Source organism: Bacillus sp. KNSH39, from assembly GCF_052656585.1.
On sequence record NZ_JBQXYO010000001.1, the window covers coordinates 4,496,944 to 4,521,026 of the forward strand.

A 24,083-nucleotide genomic window follows, 5' to 3' on the forward strand; every position below is an offset into this window, starting at 1 on the left:
TTATCCCTCAAAGAAATAACTTTCTGCTAATTCACGGACAGTCATTTGTTCTGTTTCATCATTAAGTTTTGCAATTATGCTTCGTTCAATCGCTCGCATAACAGGAATATATACACCTAAATCACATGCGTCGATAATGCCACGAATACTTGCCGCTTCTTCACTTACACGTCCATCGCGAGCTAAAGGCATAAGGTCGCTTGCAAAGGCAACGAACTTTTCAATGGTTGCAACATCTTTTAATTTTGATTCTGCTAATAATAATTCTTTTAATGTATCACCTTGAATGTAAGGAACTTCAATAATAACAAAACGGTTTTTTAACGCTTCGTTTAGTTCACTTGTTCCAACGTAACCTTCGTTAATCGCAGCAATTACACGGTATTCGTCATCACCGTATACAACCTCTTGTGTAAATGGGTTTGTAATCATTTTACGGTAATCTAATGCGCCGTGAAGAAGTGGTAACGTTTCAGGTTTTGCCATATTGATTTCGTCAATATATAGGAAGTGACCGTTCTTCATTGCTTTCATAAGAGGACCGTTAACGAATGAAACTTCAGATGCACCATCTTTCGTTTGTAGTGTGTTGTATCCTAAAATACCCTCTACATCTAAGTCGACAGAGCAGTTAATGCTATGCATTGGTTTTTGGAATAAAGAAGAAAGAGTTTCCGCTAGTACTGTTTTACCACTACCAGTCGGTCCTTTTAATAGAATGTTCTTGCCAAGAAGAAGTGCTGTAATCGCATCTTCAATAATGCTATTATCAGACGCTTTATATATTTTCGTTCCGATTAAATGTGCGTTTTCACCAGCTTCTTGCTTATTCTTTTCATGAATCGTAGAAAGCTGTTGTTTTAAATCAGCATGTATATGAAATTGTTCTAACATGTATTTCCCACCTAACATTATTTTCATAAAGTAATACATCTTATGATAACTTGTTTTAATATGGTATGCAAAGAAAAGGAAGGAGGATAAAGGGAAAAGAAAAAGCAATCAAGATGAAGTTGATTGCCTACAGTAAAGGAGAAATGAGCCTCATGAAAGACTCCAATATGCGTTTTTTTATACTTCTTTTTTGGAAAGAGTTCCATTTAATTTCAGTTGAATGTTTAAAATCTTCTTCAAAATCACGTTTAATATCGTGAACTGTTTTTGATTCATAAAGTACACTAATAATTTCGTAATTCAATTCAAAGCTACGTACATCCATGTTCGCTGTTCCAATAGTTGCAATTGTATCATCAACGAGTACAATTTTTGCATGCATAAAACCATCTTTATAACTGTAAATAGAAGCACCAGCTTTTAAAAGCGGAGTGAAATAGGATTGAGATGCTTGATCACTAATGATGCTATCACTTTTACCTGGATATAAAATCCGTACATCTATTCCGGCAATTGCACTTAAGCGTAATAATGTTAAAGTTTCTTGATCTGGAATAAAGTAGGGTGTAGCGATCCAAATGGATTTTTTTGCAGAGCCCATAACAGCTAATAATGTATTACGAATACTTTTATCATCGGAGCTTGGTCCGCTTGCTACGATTTGAACAGCACCTTCTGCATTTGAAATCTCTTTACCTGGGAAGTATTGTCTATTCATGAATTGATCCCAGGAATAAGTATTTAAACCACTAGAGGCATAGAGCCAGTCTTCTAGAAAGATTGCTTGTAATTTATATAATGCTTTTCCTTCTATTTTTAAATGACTATCACGCCAAACAGGAAATTTCTTGGAACGGCCAAGATATTCATCACCGACATTGAGTCCTCCGGTAAAACCAATTTCGCCATCTACAATAACAATTTTTCGATGGTTACGATAATTGACAGTTTCAAGTAACCAAGCTGAAAAAATAGGGTCAAATTCTACAATTTCAATCCCAGCTTCTTTCATAGGTTGCAAAAATCGTCGTCTTAACGTATTACTTCCAAGGCCATCATAAAGGAAGCGTACAATAACACCATCTTTTGCTTTTTGTATTAAAGCATCTCGAACTTTTGTACCAATTTCATCAGATTTATAAATGTAGTATTGAATATGTATATGATGTTTTGCTTGCTCTATAGCTCGCAAAATTTCTGAAAATGTTTGATCTCCGTTTGTTAAAAGTTTTGTAGTTGTTTTATCTGCAGCAGGACCGCCTCCAAATTTTTGTATGACTTCTGTTAAATGTATGGAACGTTCATTTAGTGGGACTGTGAGTAATAACTCTAGTCTTCTTCCTTCTAATATTTCACGGAATAATTTTCTTTGTTCTTCTGAACGATGGAGATGTTTTTTTCTTCTCCAGCGGCTGCGCCCGAAAATAGCGTATAATAGCACACCTATAATAGGAAGAAGTGCTAATACTAAAAACCATGCTAATGTACTTTGTGGAGATCTATTTTCTATAAAAATAACGAATGAAATTCCTACGATTGTGATGGACCATAGAGCACCGACAAATGTATATAACGAGATATACGATGTATTTAATAGGAACAGAACGATAGATACAATTGTAAATATTAATAGTAATTGAACGATAGGCTTCTTCATTTCTATATAATTCCCCTAATCTTTTTTCAATATAGACTTCTTAAATAGAAGATGTAATATGACATCTTTATTATAAGGTGTTTTGCTTTTTTTACAAAATATAGACATTTCACCTATACTTTCCGCATTTGTCCTACATACAGTGTACTATCCCATTTTTTATCCCACTCTTAACGCATATGAAAATGAAAAAATCGAAAAGGAGCGGAGAAACATGAATTATATAGAAAATAATGGATTGTATTATCGAAATCATCATGGAGGACACAATCATGGTGGGCACAATCATAACGGTGGACATCATCATCATGGAGGACACAATCACTATGATCACCATCATCATCACGGAGGCGGATGGGGCTGGGGTGGTGGTAGTTCATGGGGAGGCGGATTTTTCCCTGGAAGCTTTGCAGGAGGAGTGTTAGGCGGACTAACAGCTGGTGCATTAACAGGTGCAACAAGTGGAGGGTATTATCCGGCTCCATATCCAGTAGCTTATCCGTCGCCATACCCTGTAACGTATCCAATGCCATACCCAGGTTATCAGCAAATACCATATTCGTATTAAACTAAAAAAGAGGCTATCCTCTTTTTTAGTTTAATACGGTATTTATTTATAAAATACTTCCAAAATTAAGGTGAAAATATGTTAATATTTTGTTATTGTAATTCAAAAACATATACATTGATGTAGAGTTTTATATTATTATTCGTGAATAGTTATGTAGTATGTTCTAATTTCTATTTCGTTATTAAAAACAAAGAGATCAGATGTGAGTGGTATTAGTTGGAAACAAGGCTTGCATAGAGCCACTTAAAGGGATTGCAGTATAATAAGGTACGAAATAATTAGGGAGATGAGAAGCTACTATTTATAATTAGAACGGTATAATATTGCTTTTTATTACAAATAATATTATGTTATTTTAATCGGTCTATTCAAAAAGATAATTTATGTAATGGGCTAGTATTAGAAAATGAAATATCTCTATTTCTATGAAGAGAAACAGGTTGTGTTTTAGTCAGATAGAAGCAAGGAGAGATGCGCATGCTAGAACAGAGAGGTCATGCATTATATGACTCTTCATTGCGAGATTTAAAGTTAGCATTAGATGAGTCTTCAATTGTTGCAATTACAGATCGAAAAGGTCTTATTACATATGTAAATGATAAATTTTGTGAAATCTCTAAATACAAAAGAGAAGAATTAATTGGAAAAGATCACCGTATTTTAAATTCAGGACATCATCCAAAAACCTTTTTTCAAGACTTATGGAAGCGTATTTTGAATGGGAAAGTATGGACAGGTGAGATTCGGAATCGAGCAAAAGATGGTACATATTATTGGGTCAAAACAACAATTGTTCCATTTTTAAATGAAAAAGGAGAGCCATACCAGTTTATCGCAATTCGAAATGATATTAGTAGTAGAAAAGAAGCGGAACATAGATTGCGGCTAAGTGAAAGTCGTTATAGGGAACTTGCCTATCATGATGCTTTAACGAGTTTGCCTAACCGTTTACAATTAATAACGACCGTTAACGAATTGATTGCAGATAAAAAAGAATTTGGTATGATTTACTTTGATTTGGACCGTTTTAAATTAGTAAATGATACATTAGGTCATATGATAGGGGATTTACTTTTAAGTGAAGTTGCTTCAAGGTTGCATTATGTACTAGGAGAGAAAGATGTTCTGGCTAGGCTAGGTGGCGACGAATTTGTGCTGTTAACAAAAAATCATAGACAAGATGATATGAGTCAGTTAGCGACATCTGTGTTGTCATGTTTTCAGGCACCATTTATGCTGGAAGGCCATGAAGTATACATTTCAGCTAGTCTAGGACTTTGTTCTTATCCACAAGACGGACAAGATGTGGAAACGTTATTGAAAAACTCTGACTTAGCTATGTATAGTGCAAAAGAACAGGGGAGAAACGCTGCGTGTTTCTTTACAGATGAGCTACGCGCGAAAATAAATCGTAGAATGAAAGTTGAGTTTGCTTTGCAAAAGGCAATTCGTGATGAAGAGTTAGATGTAGCATTGCAGCCTATTATTGATTTGAAAACGAAGAGATATTCTGGTATAGAAGCTTTAGTACGTTGTATGACAGAAGACGGACCTATTTCACCAAGCGAATTTATCCCTGTAGCTGAAGAGTCTGGACTTATTATAAAACTAGGAGACTGGGTATTAGAAAAATCATGTCGCTTGTTTAAAACATTGCCGAATTATCAAGAAGGACTAAAGTTATCTGTGAATTTATCTATACAACAATTAATGCAGAAACGTTTTATTTTATCAGTACGTAGCATTTTAAAGAGAACTGGTTTTCCTCCGAACCGTTTAATATTAGAAATAACGGAAAGTATTGCAGTCCGCCATTTTGATTATATTATTGCTACATTACAAGAATTAAGAAATATGGGTGTTTTAATTGCTTTGGATGATTTCGGAACTGGCTATTCTTCCTTATATTATTTAAAACAACTACCACTGGATATTGTAAAAATTGATCGTAATTTTATTCGTGAATTTCATTATGATCACGCACAACCAGAACGAACGATTGTAAAATCCGTTATTGAAATTGCTCATAGTTTAAATTTAGCAGTAGTTGCTGAAGGAGTAGAAACAGTAGAGCAAGAGAGTTTGTTACAATCAATGAGCTGTGATTATGTACAGGGATTTTATTATGCGAAACCTTTATCTGTAGGAGAGCTAAAAGAAAAGTTAATTACAGATTTTTAATAAAAAAGAGAAGCCAGCAGCTTCTCTTTATTTAATCCGTTTTTTGTGAGTCTTTCATTAGTACTGGATAAAGAATAAGACCTAATACGAACAATCCAATTCCTAAGAAGAATGTTTTTAAATCAGCAGTTCCCGTTTTGATAACCCAAATGGAGTATATCAACGCTAATGTAGTAATGATTCCATCTTTTATTCGAGAACCTGGCAGTATATCATACGTTTCTCCTGTAATAACTAATTTTAATTGGTACAAGGTAGAAACAAGGTATGGAATTAAATAGGCTAATGTTGCTACGACGATAGCGAAACTATACGCTTCTGAAACAGTACCAGAAATCGTTGAAAATAAGAAAATTTGCGTCATTACATTTGTAATCAATAGTGATTTTGAAGGACTACCTTTTTTATTTGTTTTCCCGAAAAACTTAGGGAAAAGTCCATTTTTTGCTGCCTGGTAAGGTACTTCTGAACTAACAACAATCCAGCCAACTGTAGATCCAAATAAAGATATAAGAGCGAGTAAAGCCATTATATATGCACCTTTATTTCCAATTGCTAAATTTAATGCGTCTACTAATGGTTTTTGAGACTCTTTTAAAGCATCTTGCGGAAGAGCTCCCATTGTAAGTAAAGTAATTGACATGTAAATAAGAAGAGCGATAATTAATCCGAAAATCGTAGCTTTTTTTACATCGCGCTGTGATTTTGCACGATTAGAAAGCATAACTGCTGATTCAATACCGATAAATGCCCAGAGTGTTGCAATAGCAGCTGAATTGATTTGTCCACCTAATGAGATTGATTGTCCTGCTTCATTCATAAAGGTTTGACCGTCTCCGAAATTAGAGGCGTTGAAAATGAATAATGTAATTACAATAAACATTGTAAATCCGATAATTTTTGCAATGGTAGCAAGTAGATTCATGTTTCCAGCTCGATCAATATTTTGAGAAAGAATATATTGAATTCCCCACAGCATAAGGCTACATACGAGGAAAGTTAATCCTTTTCCGAGTTCCAGTGAAAATCCATTTATTGAAAAAAGAATTTGCTTACTTTGTAAAACTGGAAAGAATGTTGATAAATATCCAGCAAAGGAAATAATAACAGATGCTGTTGCAGCCCAGTTAGCAGCCCAATATCCCCATGCCATACTATATCCTGCAACTTTACCAGCTTTTTTTGAAGGAAACATCGCTTGAGCATAGCTTTGTGGTCCAGCTTTTAATTCTGGTTTCCGAATCGCTAAATTTCCAAATACAAGTGCAATCATAAATACGCCAAGGCCTGTAATACTCCATGCGAGTGTAGAACCCATTGGCCCTGATACTTGTGCTAAATTTGCTGGAAGCATAAATACGCCACCGCCAACCATATTCCCGATAACAAATGCTGTTAAAACCCATAATCCCCATTTTTTCGTTTCCATTTTTGTTAACTCCTTTGTAGTAAGTTTTGCTTAAACATCATTTTTTACTAGCTTTTTGACAATAAAAAAAGAGCCATGTAGATAAAAAAATACCTACATGGCTCTTTCGCCAAAGCGTAGGTACAACGGGAATAACCCTTGTACCTACGCGTAATTTTTCCGCTAGGTTTCAAGGGTTACGTATGATGATGATGTTTTTGTGCAAATGTAACTACAGTTGTTGTATAAGTAAGCATAGTTCTTTGCTCCCTTTCTCCTCTGATTTTGAAGTTAGTATACTACATGTTTTTTTGAATGAAAAGAAAAATATAAAAATTTTTATAAAAATACGTTTTAAAGATTAAATATTTACCTATATTTTTCTTGTACTGGAAAATAAGTGAGAGATTGGCAGAAGAGTGAAGCATGTTATAATACATATAGAATTAGAAGGTGACAAGGGGCTATTGTAGATGATGAGTAAGTATGAACAAATTTATACAGAAATCAGTAAATCTATTGATAATAAACAATTAAAAGAGGGATGCAAAATCCCATCAGAAACAGAATTAATGAAGCAGTATGAGGCAAGCCGAGGCACGGTAAGAAAAGCTGTAGATTTACTGCAAGAGCGTGGATATGTGCAAAAAATTCATGGAAAAGGTGTTTTTGTTTTAAAGCGAAAAAATATTGAATTTAATTTTGGCGGTATTGTAAGTTTCCAAGAAGAAAATGAACGTTTGGGACGTCATTGTATTACGGAAGTTGTGGAAATGGACAAAGAAAAAGCCACAAAAGAAATTGCGAAATTATTAAATGTAAAAGAAAAAACAGAGATTGACCATATTAAACGTGTACGAAATATTGATGGAGAAAAAGTAATTTTAGATATAAATCATTTTGTATCTGAGTTTATTCCAGGATTAACGAAAGAAATTGCAACTGCATCGATTTATAAATACATCGAGAAAGAGCTTGGGCTACATATTAGTTATTCGCAGAGGGTAATAGAAGTACAGCCATGTACAGAGGATGACAGAAAGTATTTAGATTTAAATGGAACAGACTATGTTGTCGTTGTGAAAAACTTTACACATTTGTATGATGGAAGTCAGTTTGAATATACAGAATCACGCCACCGTTTAGATATTTTTCACTTTTCGGATGTGGCACGCAGGAAGTAAAGAGGTGGAACAAAATATTGTTTCATCTCTTTTTTTTATAAAAAAAACACAAACTCGTATATACGAGTGTTGACTAACTTATATATACGAGTTAATATGTAATTGTAAACGGTATCAAAAAAAGAAAAGAGGGACGGGAATATGGGGAAAGACTATCGTAAAACAGCAGAGGAAGTGTTGCAGTATATTGGTGGGAAAGACAATATTGAACAAGCTGCACATTGTGTGACGAGGCTCCGTATCGCTTTAAAAGATGAAAGTAAAATAGATAATGATAAATTACAGTCTGTTTCATTAGTGAAAGGAGCGTTTCATAACGCTGGTATATTTCAAGTTGTAATTGGTCCAGGGGATGTAGATCGTGTTTACGCTGAATTGATAACGCTTGCAGGTATGAAAGAATCGACTGTAGCGGACGTAAAAGACTCTGGAAATCAGAAGTTAAATCCAGCTCAAAAGTTTGTAAAAATATTTTCGGATGTATTTATGCCGATATTACCAGCGATCGTAACAGCTGGTTTACTAATGGGTATTAACAATCTATTAGGCGCAAAGGACTTATTTTTTGATGGGAAAAATTTATTAGATGTTTATCCGAACTTAGGCGGGCTTTGGGATTTAATTAATATGATGGCCAATACAGCATTCGTATTCTTACCAGCACTTGTCGGTTGGTCAGCAACGAAGCGTTTTGGTGGTAGTCCAATACTAGGGATTGTTATGGGATTAATGCTTGTGCACCCGGCCTTATTAAACGCTTGGGACTATGGAAAAGCAGCGACTGGTTTAGAGGGTCAAAAGATTGAGTACTTCAATATTTTAGGACTATTCCAAATTGAGAAGGTAGGATATCAAGGACAAATTTTACCTGTTTTAGTAGCAGCATTTGTATTAAGTAAAGTGGAAATTTTCTTAAAGAAACATGTACCAAATGCAATTCAATTATTAGTTGTACCAATTACAACAATCGTTGTGACAGGTGTGTTAGCACTAGGAATTATCGGTCCGGTTACACGTCATATTGGAGATTTATTAACAGTAGGATTAGTAGGTGTATATGAAACAGTACCAGTAGTTGGAGCAGTATTATTTGGAGCGTTATATGCACCGCTTGTAATTACAGGTATGCATCATATGTTTATTGCAATTGATTTACAATTGATTGCACAACATGGCGGGACATTTATTTGGCCGATGATCGCTCTTTCTAACATTGCGCAAGGTAGTGCGGCACTTGCGATGTTCTGGATTTCTAAAAATCAAAATGATAAAAGTATGGCATCAACATCAGCCATTTCAGCATACTTCGGTATTACAGAACCAGCGATGTTTGGGGTGAATTTACGAAATAAGTTCCCGTTCTATGCAGCGATTATAGGATCTGCTGTGGCAGCGATATTCATTACATTAAATGGTGTATTAGCGCCTGCTATCGGAATTGGCGGATTGCCAGCATTTATTTCTATCATTCCGAAATCGATTCCAATGTTTATTGTAGGAATGATTATTGCAGTTGTAATCCCGTTTACTTTAACATGGTTATTTGCAAAAAGAGTCAAACAGAAGTAGGAGGAAGTTAAACATGAAGGATTGGCATAAAAGTGTAGTCTATCAAATTTATCCGAAGAGCTTTAATAGTTATTACAATAGAGAAACCGGGGATATAAAAGGTGTTACAGAGAAACTAGATTATTTAAAAGAACTCGGAGTGGATTATATATGGTTAACACCGATATACCAATCACCACAAAATGATAATGGATATGATGTAAGTGATTACTACAGCATTGATCCATCTTACGGAACGATGGAAGAGTTTGAAGAACTTTTAGCAGAAGCGAAAGTACGTAACATTGAGATTATGCTTGATATTGTTGTAAATCATAGTTCGACTGAACATAAGTGGTTTAAAGAAGCGAAGGAAGATAAAAATAGTCCATATCGTAATTACTATATTTGGCGTGATGAAAAAAATAATTGGCAGTCTAAGTTTGGTGGATCTGCTTGGAAATATGATGAGAAGACGGAGCAATATTATTTACATTTATTTGATGAAACACAAGCTGATTTAAATTGGGAAAATGAAAAACTTCGTGAAGAAGTATATGATATGATGCGTTTTTGGCTGGATAAAGGAGTAACAGGATTCCGATTAGATGTCATTAACTTAATTTCAAAAGACCAATGTTTCTTAAACGATGAAGGTAGTACTGCGACAAGTGATGGACGCAAGTATTATACAGATGGTCCGCGTGTTCATGAATATTTACAAGAGATGAACCGAAATGTTTTTGCAGGAAAAGATGTAATTACAGTTGGAGAAATGTCATCTACGACAATTGATAATTGTATTAAATATTCAAACCCTGAGCGTAATGAATTAAGTATGACGTTTAGTTTCCATCATTTAAAAGTAGATTATCCGAATGGTGATAAGTGGACGAAGGCTGATTTTGATTTTATTAAATTAAAAGAGATTATGTCTAGCTGGCAAATTGAAATGCAAAAGGGCGGAGGATGGAATGCGTTATTTTGGTGTAATCATGACCAGCCTCGCATCGTGTCACGCTTTGGTGATGATGGAAAGTACCGAAACGAATCTGCAAAAATGTTAGCGACAGCCATGCACATGCTGCAAGGAACGCCTTATATTTATCAAGGGGAAGAAATCGGTATGACGAATCCTAAATTTGAGTCCATCGAGCAATATCGTGATGTGGAATCGTTAAATATATACGATATAAAGCTAAAAGAAGGGCTATCAAAAGAAGAGATTATCGGGATTTTAAAGCAAAAATCTCGTGACAACTCTCGCACTCCGATGCAGTGGAATGAAGAGATGAACAGTGGTTTTACAACAAGTACACCTTGGATTTCAGCGGCTGAAAACTTTAAAGAAATAAACGTAGAGAAGGCATTAGAAGATAAAGAGTCCGTATTTTATCATTATAAAAAGTTAATAGAACTTAGAAAAACATATGATGTAATTACAGAAGGAGAATATGCTATTTTGGATAAAAATGATCCTAAAATTTGGGCATATACTCGTACTACAGAAAGTGAAGTACTACTTGTTATAAATAACTTCTATGGAGAAGAAATAACGTACTCTGTACCAGCGCACGTTCAATTAGATGGAATGAAACAAGAAGTACTACTGTCGAATTATAAAGATGCTAGCAAGGATATTACAAAACTTAGCTTAAGACCATATGAATCAATTGTGTATCGATATACGAAATAAAAGGTTGTATGCCGCATGGGCATACAACCTTTTATTTTAGGACACCACTGTACAAAATGTTTACCTCTACCTCAGGTTTGAATTTTACTTTTGCATAATCTTTATTCCAATTTTTCTTCTTCCATAAGTCAGGGTGATAGGCGATAAGGTGTCTGCCGATACCGAAAGCATCACAGTTTGCTTTTTGTAACTTTTTCGTTATCTTTTTAGCTTCTTTCGTAAGTTGTGTAGACAATTCTTTATTTAGTTTTTTTCTTTCATCCATTTTGTAAAGATTATCTCTCGGAGCTTCAAGCGCTATAACTTTTAGTTGGAGCTTAATGTGAGCATAAACATTTCCTTTTTTATCTGTTGTTATTTTTAAGTCGCGTTTTAACTTTCGATTGCTAATTTCCATTGTTAAATAATCAGATGTTTTCTCTGATTCATCGCTAGTAAGCTTTTGGGTTATACGGGCACTTGTTCCCATTTTTCCAGTTAATAATACGAATAAAACAGATTGTTTCAAAGGTAAATGCCCAGTTAATTTATCATTATTAAATAAAGCTAGACCGTTTGTAATCACTTCTTTTCCTTTTATTTTTATAGAAGGGAGGGTAAAGTCTTTACCGGGATCTAACATTTTTGTAGCAGCTGTTTCTAAAGTTTCTTTTGGAAACACACTCATATCTTCTAAACTTTTCACTTTTTTCTTTAGAAAATCTCCAATTAGTAAATTTCCTACTTTCTTTTTTTCTAGTATCTCGGATGTTTCACCATCTACTGCAATAAGTTTTACTAAAGCAGTTGGGTTTGTTGGGTCCCGAAAGCTGACATCTAAATAAGGTAATATACCTTTTTTTAGGATTTTGGTTCCGAGTAATTGAACGCCATATTTAAAATAGCGAATATTCCCAGTCACATTTTTTTTTAGGGCATCGCTTGTATCCCTTATGTTATGCCCGTTTGCTGAATGTATTTCATTTTCGAATGAAGATTGCTCGCCGCTTGAACTTTTTACGAGTTCAAGCGTTTGCTGAAGTTTATTCTCTTCCGTAATATCATAACCAATGCTATAAGCTAATCTGGCTTCTCTTAATGGCTCTTGATCCCAACAGCCAGAAAGGAGGGAACTAGTACATAATATAAAAAGTAATTTAACTCTTTTTTGGAACATACTGTTCTCCTTTCTTATTTCTTATTACTGAATAAAGTAGAAATAAAAGAGGGAGGACAACGATGAAAATATACGTGAACTTATCAGTGAAAGTTGAAATTACTTTTAATTCTTCAGGTGTATCTATAAATAAGGCTACACTAAAAGCAATAATACCGACGATTGGAACAGCTTTTTTATGATTAGCAAGATTGAATATATGCCCAACTCCGATTGAAGCAGCGCAATAATAACTAGCAATAGAAGCCACAACTGTTATCATCCATATTGGTATGAATAGTAAATCCGTCCGGTCTATAATCCCGATATGTAAGGAGCGTAATAAGTAAGCAACTGGTTCTGGAATAAGCTCGATTTGTTTTGGGCTAAATACGATATAGCAAATCCAAACAGTAAAAGTATAAAAAAGAGTTACAAATCCGTTAGCGATAGAAATTGCCTTCAGTTTTGCCACAGAACTCCCGTTTACTTTTGGGAAAGCGATAAGAATGATTTCAAAACCATACATGGCTGTAATTGTTTCCTTGGATGCTTGAATTATATTCCACCAGCCGGCTTCTGTAATGGGAAAAATGTAAGAGAAATCAGCTCGGGAAAGCCCTAGGGCAATTAAAAGAGCCATGGGCAAAATGAGAATAGAAGCCATGACATAAAATCGTACGATGACTTTAAATGTATTATAGGCTATATAGCAGCAAGCTATCGTAAATAGTAAGAGAATTGCGTACCAAGGGGTCGCTTGCAAAACCCACACTTTAATGACATTACAAGCATTTAACATAACTGTCATACCGATAAGAGTAAAATAAAAAACATAAGCAAAGCCTAATAGTTTTCCAAACTTATTACCAAATAGCATACAAACACTTTCATACATATCTGCATCAGGGAATCGTTTTAAGAAAAGCCACATTAGTAAAATAATAAGCTGAATCGCAAGCCCGGCGATGAGCGCGGAAATCCATCCACCACCTTTTGCTATTGGGTGAAGACGGTTAGGTAGAGAAAGGATACCAACTCCGATTTGGCATTGAATAACGAAAAAGGTAAATTGAACGAGCGAAATTTTACTTTGCGTGTTTGTCACCGTCCTCATCCTCTCTCGTTACATGTTGTCGTTGCATTTTTTTCGGTTTTGGATCATTTGGTCGTTCCCAAAACGACCAAATTGGAAGTCTTACAAAAGAATCTTTCATATCTTTTATCCGCATCGGGGCAACAGGAGAAAGATATGGCGTATGAAATGAATGTAATTGACATAAATGAACGAAAGTTATAATTAGACCGAATGATATTCCGACGTATCCGAATATAGCAGCAAGAATCATTAATGGAAAACGAAGAATTCGAACTGCTGAACTCATATCGTTTGATGGAACGAGAAAAGATGAGATGGCAGTTAAAGCTACAACAATGATCATCGTATAAGAAACAAGTCCAGCTTTTACAATCGCATCACCAATTACTAAACCACCTACAATACCGATTGTTTGTCCAACTCGGCTTGGCAAGCGAATACCAGCTTCCCGTAATAACTCGAAAATTAGCTCCATTAAGAGAGCTTCAAAAATAGGAGGAAGTGGTACTTTCTCTAATGAAGCTTTAATTGTATACACAAGTTCAAGCGGCAATACATCAGGATGAAAGGCTACGGTTGCGATATATATAGCTGGTAAGAGAAAAGCAATTAAGAAACTCACTAAGCGAATCATTCGGACGAAAGATCCAACAATCCAGCGGTTATTATAATCATCTGGTGATTGATAGAAAGCGAATAACGTAACAGGAACGATAAGCGCTGTGGGATCTCCATCAGATAAAATAGCAACTCGTCCTTCCATTAAATTTGCAGCGGTCCTATCTGGACGCTCTGTATTTAATTGCTGCGGAAATGGTGAGAAAGACGTATCCTCTATAAATTCTTGTATATATCCTGGAGGCATAAGTGCATCTGTCTTAATCGTTTCTAACCTTCTTTTTACTTCTGTAACTAAATCGTCATTCGCTATGTTTTGCATATAAGCAATTGCCACTTTCGTATGCATTTCTTCACCAAGTGTGAAATATTTAACGACGATATTTGGACTTTTTATGAGCTTACGAATCGAAGCTAAATTAGTTGCTAGATCCTCTACAAAACCAGTATGTGGACCGCGCACAATCCCTTCATTATCAGGCTCTGCTATATCTCGCTTTAAAGATAAAGCTGTTTCGAAAATAAAAAAACTGTCGACGTGTTCATGAAAATATAAGGATTTACCTTGTAATAAAAGCTGCACACCATAATTTAAATTCGTTTCTTTTTTCATATTTAATGTGGCAAAAGCTTTATCTAAAGCCAAATCCGACCGAGTTAATAAAGGCTCAAGAGCTAATTGGTGAATCAAATTTGGGTCTGCTAAAGATTCGATATATAAGATTGTTCCTTTTCCGTTTTGAAATGGGACATCTAATTTTTTTATATCATCTGAGTGACATAGCTTATTTTCAATGTAATTAATATTTTCCGGAAGTGATGGAAACATATGCTTTTGGCCCGTACTCTCTTGTTGTTCTTTTTTCTCTGTCATAATTTCCACCTCTTTTAGATAAAGTTACTTCTGTTAATTTTTGCTTTTTGTGAGAAATTTATGCTTGGATTATTTTTGACAAAGTAGCTTGAAAGTTACGTTACGTCATCTTTTATACTATAGAAAATAGGGTATAGGGGATGATATAAATGACTTTGAGGGATATGTGGGGATGGAAAGAAATTTTATATTTATTTATGTTTGTATTTGTTATTGTTCCAGTAACTGTTGAATCTCTTTTTTATAAATATATTTTAGAAATAATAGGTAACTCACTATATGCTGGAGTATTAATGGGCTTTATAATGGCAGTGATATTTACTACTGTAGTTTATCTTTTTTGTATCAAAAGATATAAACTCTCGTGGAAAGATATTGGAATTCGGAAGCTTTCATGGAAAGATCTTTTATGGACAGTTGGAGCGGTTATTTTCTTAATTGTAGCTAGTATTGCTGTATTAGTGATAATGGAGAAAATGGGTATTTCCTTTGAAAATAGTAAGACGGAGACGGTCCAAAATGATAAATCAATCTATTCATTCTGTATCGTGGTAATTGGAGCAGCAATTATATCACCAATCTATGAAGAGATTTTATATCGAGGTGTTTTTTATACATTTTTTCGTGATAGATATGGCATGTGGGGCGGTATGTTTATTAGTTCCATAATATTTACCGTTGTCCATATCCCTACATATAACACATTACTGGTGAATTTTTTGAGTGGGGTAGTATTTGCATGGTTATATGAGAAAACAAATTCTATTTTATCAGCTATGATTGCCCACGCATTATTCAATTTCATAGCAGTACTTCTAACATTTGTGTCGAATTAAGAAGATATATAGGAGGGATATATATGGAAATAGCTGTAGAACGTGTTTTTACGAAAGAGATTTTAAAAAGAGCAGCGAATTTGTTTCATGTAACAGTGGAAGACAAGCCGCTTGGAGATTTTGAGAATTATATTTTTAAGGCGAAGGGTGATAATGATGAAGACTATGTATTACGTTTAACGCATTCGTCGCATCGCTCTAAAAAAGAAGTCGAGGCTGAACTAGATTTTTTACGATATGTTGCAGAGAACGGAGCAAAGGTAGCAGGCCCCCTGTACTCAACGTTTCAAAATCTTGTAGAAGAAATCGGAGCAGAGGATGAAACTTTCTTTTTCGTTTCCTTATTTACATATGCAAAAGGTGAGCAAGTAAAAGGAGAGGAATCACCATATTGGGGAGAGGCTTACTTTGAAGCATGGGGAAAAGCGATTGGACAACTGCATCGTCTAACAATGAACTATCCTAAAACGGATCATCGTGATACGTGGGAAGAAGATGAGAGTGGGATTGTTAATGAATTAGAGGATAATCAAGTGAAAAAGATTGCTGCGGTATTAATGGATGAGATAAAGGCTCTTCCAATTGAAAGAGAAACATTCGGCCTTATGCATGGTGATATTCATCCAGGTAATTTTCATTATGATGGAAAAGAGCTAACAATCTTTGATTTTGATGATGCGGCTTATAATTACTTTATACACGATTTAGCAATGGTTCTTTATTACTCTGTTCTATTTACAACGTGGACAGCGGAAGAGAAGACAGACTTTGCTCGTAAACAGTTACAAGTGTTACGGAAAGGCTATGAGTATGAGCACAGACTGGCGGATAGCTGGTATGAATCATTACCACTATTTTTACGTTTGCGTGACATAGGTCTATACGGCACGCTTCAAAAGAAATTTAAAGGGAAAGATATGCCAGATAACTTCTTGAAATTATCAGAAGAGCTATACGAAAGAATTATAAAAAGAGAAGCAATTGTGAATATATAATACATTTAGTTCAAAACAAAGTATATAAAACAAATATATACTTTGTTTTTTTATACAAAAATATGTTTACTTTATTAAAATAATATTGTCCTAGATTCGGTATACACTTATAATTTTATATATATTCTGAATATTCTTTATAAAAGAGGAGGGGGAATGTTGGAAGCTTTCGTAAATTGGTTAAATAATATTGTTTGGAGTCCAGCACTTGTTTATTTATGTTTAGGAGTAGGTTTATATTTTTCTATTCGAACGAAGTTTTTACAAGTAAGACATGTAGGAGAAATGGTGAAGCTGACATTTCAAGGAGAAAAATCAGAAGCTGGTGTTTCTTCATTCCAAGCGTTAGCACTTTCGTTATCAGGACGTGTTGGAACAGGAAATATCGCTGGGGTAGCGACAGCGGTTGCATTCGGTGGACCAGGAGCTGTATTTTGGATGTGGGCAGTAGCCTTTTTAGGTGCAGGATCAGCTTATGTAGAATCAACACTCGCGCAAATATATAAGACGAAACATCAAGGGCAGTTTCGTGGTGGACCTGCTTATTACATCGAAAAAGGTCTAGGTGTGAAATGGTATGCTTTAGTATTCGTTGCAGCGACAATTCTTGCAACTGGGCTTTTATTACCGGGCGTGCAAGCAAATAGTATTGCTGTAAGTTTAGAAACGGCTTTTGGTATTAATACTACCGTATCAGGGGCTATATTAGTTGTCGTATTAGCTCTTATCATTTTCGGTGGAGTAAAGCGAATTGTTAACGTAGCGCAAGTTGTCGTACCGTTTATGGCAATAGGCTATATTTTAGTAGCTTGCGTCATTGTTGCTATGAATATTGAAAAATTGCCAGAAGCATTTATGTTAATTATAAGAAGTGCATTTGCATTAGAAGCTGCTTTCGGTGGTATTATCGGTTTAGCAATCTCTTGGGGGGTAAAACGTGGTATTTATTCCAATGAAGCAGGACAAGGGACTGGACCACACGCAGCAGCTGCAGCCGAAGTATCACACCCAGCTAAGCAAGGGTTAGTACAAGCATTTTCCGTTTACATTGATACATTATTTGTTTGTTCAGCAACAGCATTTATGATGATTATTACAGGCATGTATAACGTATTTGATGCAAGCGGAAAAAACTTTATCGTTAATAAACTAAACGGCGCTCAGCCAGGACCAGGATATACGCAGGCGGCGGTAGAATCTGTTTTCCCTGGATTTGGAAATGGTTTCGTTGCAATCTCGTTATTATTCTTCGCGTTTACAACAATTATGGCGTATTACTACATTGCAGAAACGAATATCGCGTACTTAAATCGTGATAAAGACCGTCCTTGGATGTCTATGGTATTAAAATTTGTATTTTTAGGAGCTGTATTCTACGGTTGTATAAAAACAGCAGCAACGGCTTGGGCTTTAGGCGACATTGGGGTAGGAATTATGGCATGGGTAAATATCATTGCGATTTTATTGTTACAAAAACCTGCATTAGTCGCATTAAAGGATTATGAAAAACAGAAAAAAGAAGGAAAAGATCCAGTATTCGATCCAGGGCCATTAGGAATTAAAAATGCTGATTTTTGGGAGCATGAATACGGGAAAGATAAGAAAGAAGAAGTATCTTAATCGAATAAAAATGAAGAAGCAAAGGGAAACCCTTTGCTTTTTTTATGGACAAATTGAAGCTAAAAGTTATTTTTGGGACTATTTTTGAATATAAAAAGAATGTACATGCATTGTTAGGGGAAGGGGGAGTATGTTGATAGAATTTCGTAATGTAAATAAATATTATGGTAACTTTCAAGTTTTGAAAAATATTAATGTGCAAGTGAAAAAAGGTGAAGTAGTAGTAGTTGTCGGGCCTTCAGGATCAGGAAAAAGTACATTGCTTCGATGTATAAATCAATTAGAGGCAATTACAGATGGAGAATTAATTGTACAAAATACAGAGGTACACAATAAAAAAACGGACATGAATGACTTGCGGCGAAATATTGGAATGGTCTTTCAACATTTTTATTTATATCCACATAAAACTGTTCTTCAAAATATTACACTAGCACCTATTAAAGTAAATAAAATTTCAAAAGAGGAAGCTGAGAAAACGGCGATGTTTTATTTAGAGAAAGTAGGAATCCCTGAAAAGGCCAGTGTATATCCACATCAATTATCTGGTGGACAACAGCAACGGGTGGCAATTGCTAGAGGACTTGCGATGCAGCCGGAAATTATGCTATTCGATGAGCCTACGTCTGCTCTTGATCCAGAGATGATCGGGGAAGTACTTGATGTTATGAAAACGCTAGCTAAAGAAGGGATGACGATGGTCGTTGTCACGCATGAAATGGGATTTGCTAGAGAGGTAGCAGATAGGATCTTATTTATGGATGATGGCCAAATTATTGAAGATACAACACCGGCGAACTTTTTTGCAAACCCTGAACAAGAAAGAGCCCGTTTATTTTTAAGTCGGGTACTAAATCATTAGAGGAGGAATTTCATGCTTAAAATGAAAAAGTTATTTACTTTAATCGTATTTTCATGTTTATTCGTGCTTGTTGTTGCTGGATGCGGAAGTAAAAAAGATGAGGCGAAAGAAACGAATACGAAGCAAGGCGGGGCCGTTGAGCAAATTAAGAAGCGCGGGAAACTAGTAGTTGGGGTGAAGAATGATACGAACTTATTTGGATTGAAAAACCCTTCCACAGGGCAGGTAGAAGGATTTGATGTTGATGTTGCAAAGGCGCTTGCCAAAAAAATTCTCGGAGATGAAAAGAAACTAGAATTAAAAGAAGTAACGTCTAAAACGCGTATTCCACTACTGAAAAATGGTGACATTGATGCAATTATCGCAACAATGACAATTACGGAAGAACGTAAAAAAGAGGTCGATTTTTCAGATGTATATTTTAAAGCAGGGCAATCGTTACTCGTGAAAAAAGGGAGCGAAATTAAAAGTATTGATGATGTGAAAAAGGGTGTGAAGGTGTTAGCCGTAAAAGGTTCAACATCGACAAATAATATTCGTCAAAAGTCACCGGAAGCGACTGTATTAGAATTTGAAAATTACAGTGAGGCATTTACGGCGTTAAAAGCAGGAAAAGGTGATGTTTTAACGACAGATAATGCAATTCTTTACGGCATGGCAAAACAAGATTCAAATTATGAAGTTGTAGGGAAAATTTTTACGGATGAGCCGTACGGAATCGCAGTGCAAAAAGGTGCAGATGATTTAGCGAAAGAGATTAATAGCTTGCTAAAAGATATGAAAGCGAATGGAGAATACGATAAATTGTATGAGAAATGGATTGGGCAAAAACAAGAGAAGTAAAGTGAAACTTTAATTAGTGGGGCTTTATTCCTATTGAAGAGTAAGAGTGAGAGGATGAGGGATGCTCATCCTCTTCTTGTAAAGAAAGAGGGGAGAATATGTGCCTGATTTTTCTATATTAACGAATAACATTGATATGTATTTAGAAGGGTTTAAATATACAGTTATGTCTAGTGTAATTGCATTGATAGGTAGTTTTATTTTAGGAGTAATTTTGGCAGTAATGCGTATTGCACCTATTCGCATTTTAAATTGGATAGGATCAGCTTTTGTGGAGTTTGTAAGAAATATTCCACTTGTATTAATTGCATTTATATTCTATTTTGCTTTACCTGTAATAGGAATTACTTTAAATGGTTTTGTAGCAGGAACAGTTACGCTTACGGTATATACGGCAGCTTTTATTGCAGAAGTAATTCGCGCTGGTATTTTATCCGTTGCAAAAGGTCAAATGGAAGCAGCACGTTCCTCAGGATTAACGTATGTACAGGGAATGTATTATATTGTTTTACCCCAGGCGATGAAAATCGTAATCCCTCCTTTAGGAAATCAATTTCTCAATTTAGTAAAAAACTCTTCCATACTCGGAATTATCGCTGGTATGGATTTAATGTATCAAGGAGATTTAATTTCAACGAAGACATTTGTTACGTTCGATGTCTATATATTTGTCGGAATGTTTTATTTAATATTAACAATTCCGCTCAGTATGCTAGTGCGTTATTTAGAAAAACGCTTAGCAAAGGAGGCGGTGTAAATGGATTTCAAGGGAGCAATTACAGGAGATCATATTCTATTTTTATTAAAAGGATTACTTATAACATTAGAGGTAGCGCTCATAGCAATTGTACTTAGTTTTATTATTGGAAGTGTAATCGGTATATTGCGCTACACGAAAATACCTGTCGTCTCACAAGTATTAGGAGTTATAGTTGAAGTGATTCGAAACTTACCACTACTGTTAATTATATTTTTCACGTATTTTGCACTTCCAGAAGCAGGCTTGAAATTAGAAATTATAACAGCTGCAATTGTTGCTTTAACAATATTTGAGGCAGCAATGATATCTGAAATTGTTAGAAGTGGTCTATTGTCTATTGAAAAAGGGCAGGTTGAAGCTGCAAGATCTTCGGGATTAACGTATGTTCAAGCGCTTTGGCATATTATTTTGCCACAAGCATTAAGGAGAATGGTTCCGCCGCTTGTCAGTCAATTTATTTCATTGCTGAAGGATACGTCGCTAGCGGTTGTTATATCACTCCCTGAGCTTATGCATAATGCTCAAATTATTAGCGGGCAAAATGTGAATTACATGATTCCGACGTTTATAGTAGTAGCTTGTATGTACTTTATCGTAAATTATAGTTTATCAATTTTATCGAGAAGATTAGAACTCCGTTGACTCTTACAATATATGTAAGGGTTTTTTCCTTGTTTCTCCTTATTTTCCTCTAAATAGAATCTAAATCTTGCAATAATTCGATTTTTATATTGTTTTATCAGAAAAGTTTTAATTTTATATAGAAAATGTAATCGCTTTCGTGTATATTTTTATTATCAGAAAATTTTAACAGGATATAGGGGTATGGTAGGGGGAGGATTTAGATGCAGCAACCAACGAATGAGAAATTACATCGTACGATGAAGAGTAGACATTTATTTATGATCGCACTTGGTGGTGTAATCGGAACTGGTTTCTTCTTAGGTTCAGGTTACACCATTAATCAGGCTGGACCAGGGGGAGCCATCCTTTCATATTTAGTAGGCGGATTTATTATGTATTTAACAATGCTTTGTCTTGGAGAGTTAACGGTAGCGATGCCGGTTTCAGGATCTTTCCAAAAGTATGCGACGAAGTTTATTGGACCAGGAACGGGCTTTATGATTGGCTGGTTATACTGGCTCGGCTGGGCAGTAACAGTGGGTCTAGAATTAACGTCAATCGGTTTAATGATGAAAAGATGGTTTCCAAATGTTGATGTTTGGGTATGGTGCCTTGTATTCGGCGTTATTTTATATGCTTCAAACGCAATTTCGGCGAAAAGTTATGCTGAATTAGAATTTTGGTTCTCTAGTATTAAAGTAATTACAATTCTTGCATTTGTTGTGCTTGGTGGTAGTGCATTATTAGGATTTATATCATATGACGGAAAAGAAGCAGCACCTCTTTTCTCTAACTTTGTAAGCGATGGTGGACTTTTCCCGAATGGACTAGCTGCCGTATTACTTACAATGATTACAGTTAACTTCTCGTTCCAAGGAACAGAGTTAATCGGAATTGCAGCGGGAGAAAGTGAAAATCCAGAAAAAACAATTCCACGTGCGATTCGTAATACAGTATGGCGCATTATGTTATTCTTCATTTTAACAATGACGATTTTAGTAGGATTAATTTCTTGGAAAGAAGCAGGCGTAATTGAAAGTCCATTCGTAGTCGTATTTGATAAAATTGGTATTCCATACGCAGCTGATATTATGAACTTCGTTATTATTACTGCGTTATTATCTGTAGCGAACTCTGGATTATATGCAGCGACGCGTATACTATGGTCACTTGCAAATGAGGGAATGGCACCAACTTCCTTCCAGAAAGTAAATAAGCGTGGTATTCCAATTACAGCGCTAGTCGTAACGATTGCGGTAGCGGGATTATCTCTATTCACAAGTTTCCTTGCAGAAGATACAGTATACATGTATTTATTATCGATAGCTGGTTTATCGGCTGTTTCAAGTTGGATCATTATTGCTCTATCGCAACTTCGCTTTAGAAGTCAGTATATAAAAGGCGGAGGAAAGTTAGAGGACTTAAAGTATAGAACACCACTATACCCAATTGTCCCGATTTTAGCCTTAATTACAAATAGCATTGTTGTTATTAGTTTAGCGTTTATTCCTGAACAAAGAATGGCGTTATACTGTGGTATTCCATTTATCATTTTCTGCTATATATATTATTATATTAGTAAGAAACGGCAGAAACCGATGAAAGTGGAGATGGAAAAAACAAATGAAACTAACAATCAAACACGATGATATAGAAGCAGATTTATCGTATGGTCAATTAGCGATTGGAAAAGAAAACGGGTATTCACCGTTACAATTACTCATTTCTTCTATCGCAGGATGTAGTGCAATTGTCTTTCGAACAATTTTAGAAAAGAAACGTATTACATATGATACGTTTACAATCGAAACTGAAATTGGTAGAAGTGAAGCTTTATCGAAGCCAGTTGAAAGTGTTCATTTGCACTATAAAATTAAAGCAGAAAACATTACAGAAGAGCAGCTGGACAAGGCGCTGCAACTTGCAGTGAAAAATTGTACGATTGTTCAATCTGTAAAAGATAGTATAAAGGTTACGGAAACAATTGAACTAATAAAATGAAACATAAAAACGTGAGAATACGGCTCTCACGTTTTTATGTTTTTAATAAAGGGAGAAAGTATGATGGAATGTTTAGGTTGTAAATTAGCAAATGAAGAGGAAAAAATATATAAAATATATGAAGATGACTATGTAACATGTTTTTTAGATCATGAGCCTTTCTATACAGGACATACTTTAATTGTGCCAAAGCAACATGTTGTAGAAGTAGACGAATTAGATGATGTTGTAGCAAAATCCATTATGGATGCTTCTAAGCTGATTGCAAAAGCGATTAAGGTATTATATAAACCTGACGGAATTACGATTTGTCAAAATGGTGGAATCTTTAATGAACTTACGCACTATCATATGCATGTTGTACCGAGATATAAAGAGCGTTCATTTGCTGAGTTTTATACGGTACAATCGGGAGAAAAGAAGAATCATAATTTGGAAGAAATAAAGACGTTGTTAAAAGAAGAGATAGAGCAAGTGTTGCTGACTGAAAAGGCATAAGAGGAATGTTCTTTATGAAACAGTCAGGAAAATTCGAATAAACAAAAGCCCGATTTCTTAGTTAAAATAGAGAAATTGGGCTTTTGTTTATTCTATTATTAAATTTTATATATAAAAAGATTTTGCAGTGTCACAAAGTTACAGTGCTCATTCGTTATATAGAGTGAGAGGAGGAATTA

Annotated in this window: 21 protein-coding genes; 15 read left to right on the forward strand and 6 right to left on the reverse strand. The window is 35.1% G+C overall.

Translation table 11 applies throughout. The features are described 5' to 3' along the window. Together ACUL40_RS22945 and ACUL40_RS22950 are read right to left on the reverse strand one after the other, a co-directional pair. Entirely contained in the window at positions 1-894 is an 894-nt protein-coding gene (locus ACUL40_RS22945; RefSeq protein ID WP_000892971.1) for an ATP-binding protein, read from the reverse strand. A 127-nt stretch (positions 895-1,021) separates the two neighbouring features. Continuing rightward, complete coding sequence (locus tag ACUL40_RS22950; protein ID WP_000743030.1) at positions 1,022-2,551, reverse strand: cardiolipin synthase; 1,530 nt, start codon at positions 2,549-2,551, stop codon at positions 1,022-1,024. A 214-nt stretch (positions 2,552-2,765) separates the two neighbouring features. On the opposite strand from ACUL40_RS22950, the gene ACUL40_RS22955 reads away from it, so the two are divergent. Both ACUL40_RS22955 and ACUL40_RS22960 read left to right on the forward strand, forming a co-directional pair. Further along, a complete protein-coding gene (locus tag ACUL40_RS22955) occupies positions 2,766-3,119 on the forward strand; it encodes a hypothetical protein (RefSeq protein WP_001106379.1) in 354 nt (117 codons plus the stop codon). A gap of 480 nt (positions 3,120-3,599) precedes the next feature. Beyond that, complete coding sequence (locus ACUL40_RS22960; RefSeq protein ID WP_000893345.1) at positions 3,600-5,303, forward strand: putative bifunctional diguanylate cyclase/phosphodiesterase; 1,704 nt, start codon at positions 3,600-3,602, stop codon at positions 5,301-5,303. 31 nt (positions 5,304-5,334) lie between these two features. Here ACUL40_RS22960 and ACUL40_RS22965 read toward each other — a convergent pair whose 3' ends face one another. Next, positions 5,335-6,732, reverse strand: a complete 1,398-nt coding sequence (locus ACUL40_RS22965) for an amino acid permease (RefSeq protein ID WP_144640751.1) — start codon at positions 6,730-6,732, stop codon at positions 5,335-5,337. A 452-nt stretch (positions 6,733-7,184) separates the two neighbouring features. Between ACUL40_RS22965 and treR the strand changes: the two genes are divergently transcribed. The 3 genes from treR (at position 7,185) to treC (ending at position 11,139) form a co-directional block, all read left to right on the forward strand. Next, on the forward strand, positions 7,185-7,895 hold the full coding sequence (gene treR, locus ACUL40_RS22970; protein WP_000987242.1) for a trehalose operon repressor: 711 nt from the start codon (positions 7,185-7,187) through the stop codon (positions 7,893-7,895). 141 nt (positions 7,896-8,036) lie between these two features. Beyond that, a complete protein-coding gene (gene treP / locus ACUL40_RS22975; RefSeq protein ID WP_000513942.1) occupies positions 8,037-9,464 on the forward strand; it encodes a PTS system trehalose-specific EIIBC component in 1,428 nt (475 codons plus the stop codon). 13 nt (positions 9,465-9,477) lie between these two features. Continuing rightward, complete coding sequence (gene treC, locus ACUL40_RS22980; protein ID WP_047792195.1) at positions 9,478-11,139, forward strand: alpha,alpha-phosphotrehalase; 1,662 nt, start codon at positions 9,478-9,480, stop codon at positions 11,137-11,139. 31 nt (positions 11,140-11,170) lie between these two features. On the opposite strand, the gene gerKC is transcribed toward treC, so the two are convergent. From gerKC to gerKA, 3 genes are read right to left on the reverse strand one after another with little or no spacing between them, the layout of a single operon-like run. After that, positions 11,171-12,295, reverse strand: coding sequence for a spore germination protein GerKC (gerKC, locus tag ACUL40_RS22985; protein WP_000486848.1), 1,125 nt, complete (start codon positions 12,293-12,295; stop codon positions 11,171-11,173). Then, on the reverse strand, positions 12,276-13,382 hold the full coding sequence (locus ACUL40_RS22990; RefSeq protein WP_000185789.1) for a GerAB/ArcD/ProY family transporter: 1,107 nt from the start codon (positions 13,380-13,382) through the stop codon (positions 12,276-12,278). Before ACUL40_RS22990 ends, gerKC begins: the two co-directional genes overlap by 20 nt. Beyond that, on the reverse strand, positions 13,363-14,865 hold the full coding sequence (gene gerKA, locus ACUL40_RS22995) for a spore germination protein GerKA (protein WP_445423040.1): 1,503 nt from the start codon (positions 14,863-14,865) through the stop codon (positions 13,363-13,365). Before gerKA ends, ACUL40_RS22990 begins: the two co-directional genes overlap by 20 nt. A 149-nt stretch (positions 14,866-15,014) precedes the next feature. On the opposite strand from gerKA, the gene ACUL40_RS23000 reads away from it, so the two are divergent. The 10 genes from ACUL40_RS23000 to ACUL40_RS23045 all read left to right on the forward strand — a co-directional run bounded on the left by ACUL40_RS23000 (position 15,015) and on the right by ACUL40_RS23045 (position 23,904). Further along, positions 15,015-15,701, forward strand: coding sequence for a CPBP family intramembrane glutamic endopeptidase (locus ACUL40_RS23000; RefSeq protein ID WP_000175182.1), 687 nt, complete (start codon positions 15,015-15,017; stop codon positions 15,699-15,701). A gap of 23 nt (positions 15,702-15,724) precedes the next feature. Further along, positions 15,725-16,696: a phosphotransferase enzyme family protein gene (locus ACUL40_RS23005; protein ID WP_445423039.1), complete on the forward strand. Its 972-nt coding sequence runs from the start codon at positions 15,725-15,727 to the stop codon at positions 16,694-16,696. Between the two features lie 159 nt (positions 16,697-16,855). Further along, on the forward strand, positions 16,856-18,316 hold the full coding sequence (locus tag ACUL40_RS23010; protein ID WP_000387160.1) for an alanine/glycine:cation symporter family protein: 1,461 nt from the start codon (positions 16,856-16,858) through the stop codon (positions 18,314-18,316). A 133-nt stretch (positions 18,317-18,449) separates the two neighbouring features. After that, on the forward strand, positions 18,450-19,178 hold the full coding sequence (locus tag ACUL40_RS23015) for an amino acid ABC transporter ATP-binding protein (protein ID WP_016125464.1): 729 nt from the start codon (positions 18,450-18,452) through the stop codon (positions 19,176-19,178). Between the two features lie 12 nt (positions 19,179-19,190). Beyond that, the gene (glnH, locus tag ACUL40_RS23020) at positions 19,191-20,021 is read left to right on the forward strand and encodes a glutamine ABC transporter substrate-binding protein GlnH (RefSeq protein WP_445423038.1); all 831 of its coding nucleotides are present in this window, start codon (positions 19,191-19,193) and stop codon (positions 20,019-20,021) included. A gap of 100 nt (positions 20,022-20,121) precedes the next feature. Beyond that, entirely contained in the window at positions 20,122-20,778 is a 657-nt protein-coding gene (locus tag ACUL40_RS23025; protein ID WP_001112671.1) for an amino acid ABC transporter permease, read from the forward strand. Then, positions 20,779-21,423, forward strand: coding sequence for an amino acid ABC transporter permease (locus ACUL40_RS23030; protein WP_000345960.1), 645 nt, complete (start codon positions 20,779-20,781; stop codon positions 21,421-21,423). It abuts the gene before it with no gap. A 203-nt stretch (positions 21,424-21,626) separates the two neighbouring features. Then, on the forward strand, positions 21,627-23,054 hold the full coding sequence (locus ACUL40_RS23035; RefSeq protein ID WP_001187097.1) for an amino acid permease: 1,428 nt from the start codon (positions 21,627-21,629) through the stop codon (positions 23,052-23,054). Next, complete coding sequence (locus tag ACUL40_RS23040; protein ID WP_000778831.1) at positions 23,029-23,406, forward strand: OsmC family protein; 378 nt, start codon at positions 23,029-23,031, stop codon at positions 23,404-23,406. The genes ACUL40_RS23035 and ACUL40_RS23040 overlap by 26 nt, the downstream gene beginning before the upstream one ends. Positions 23,407-23,442: 36 nt before the next feature. Next, positions 23,443-23,904, forward strand: coding sequence for an HIT family protein (locus ACUL40_RS23045; protein ID WP_171287438.1), 462 nt, complete (start codon positions 23,443-23,445; stop codon positions 23,902-23,904). Positions 23,905-24,083: the final 179 nt, after the last annotated feature.

Coding starts and splice junctions, on each gene's coding strand:
- ACUL40_RS22945 (WP_000892971.1), bottom strand. CDS start 894: ATGTTAGAACAATTTCATATACATGCTGATTTAAAACAACAGCTTTCT.
- ACUL40_RS22950 (WP_000743030.1), bottom strand. CDS start 2,551: ATGAAGAAGCCTATCGTTCAATTACTATTAATATTTACAATTGTATCT.
- ACUL40_RS22955 (WP_001106379.1), top strand. CDS start 2,766: ATGAATTATATAGAAAATAATGGATTGTATTATCGAAATCATCATGGA.
- ACUL40_RS22960 (WP_000893345.1), top strand. CDS start 3,600: ATGCTAGAACAGAGAGGTCATGCATTATATGACTCTTCATTGCGAGAT.
- ACUL40_RS22965 (WP_144640751.1), bottom strand. CDS start 6,732: ATGGAAACGAAAAAATGGGGATTATGGGTTTTAACAGCATTTGTTATC.
- treR (WP_000987242.1), top strand. CDS start 7,185: ATGATGAGTAAGTATGAACAAATTTATACAGAAATCAGTAAATCTATT.
- treP (WP_000513942.1), top strand. CDS start 8,037: ATGGGGAAAGACTATCGTAAAACAGCAGAGGAAGTGTTGCAGTATATT.
- treC (WP_047792195.1), top strand. CDS start 9,478: ATGAAGGATTGGCATAAAAGTGTAGTCTATCAAATTTATCCGAAGAGC.
- gerKC (WP_000486848.1), bottom strand. CDS start 12,295: ATGTTCCAAAAAAGAGTTAAATTACTTTTTATATTATGTACTAGTTCC.
- gerKA (WP_445423040.1), bottom strand. CDS start 14,865: ATGACAGAGAAAAAAGAACAACAAGAGAGTACGGGCCAAAAGCATATG.
- ACUL40_RS23000 (WP_000175182.1), top strand. CDS start 15,015: ATGACTTTGAGGGATATGTGGGGATGGAAAGAAATTTTATATTTATTT.
- ACUL40_RS23005 (WP_445423039.1), top strand. CDS start 15,725: ATGGAAATAGCTGTAGAACGTGTTTTTACGAAAGAGATTTTAAAAAGA.
- glnH (WP_445423038.1), top strand. CDS start 19,191: ATGCTTAAAATGAAAAAGTTATTTACTTTAATCGTATTTTCATGTTTA.
- ACUL40_RS23030 (WP_000345960.1), top strand. CDS start 20,779: ATGGATTTCAAGGGAGCAATTACAGGAGATCATATTCTATTTTTATTA.
- ACUL40_RS23035 (WP_001187097.1), top strand. CDS start 21,627: ATGCAGCAACCAACGAATGAGAAATTACATCGTACGATGAAGAGTAGA.
- ACUL40_RS23040 (WP_000778831.1), top strand. CDS start 23,029: ATGAAACTAACAATCAAACACGATGATATAGAAGCAGATTTATCGTAT.
- ACUL40_RS23045 (WP_171287438.1), top strand. CDS start 23,443: ATGTTTTTAATAAAGGGAGAAAGTATGATGGAATGTTTAGGTTGTAAA.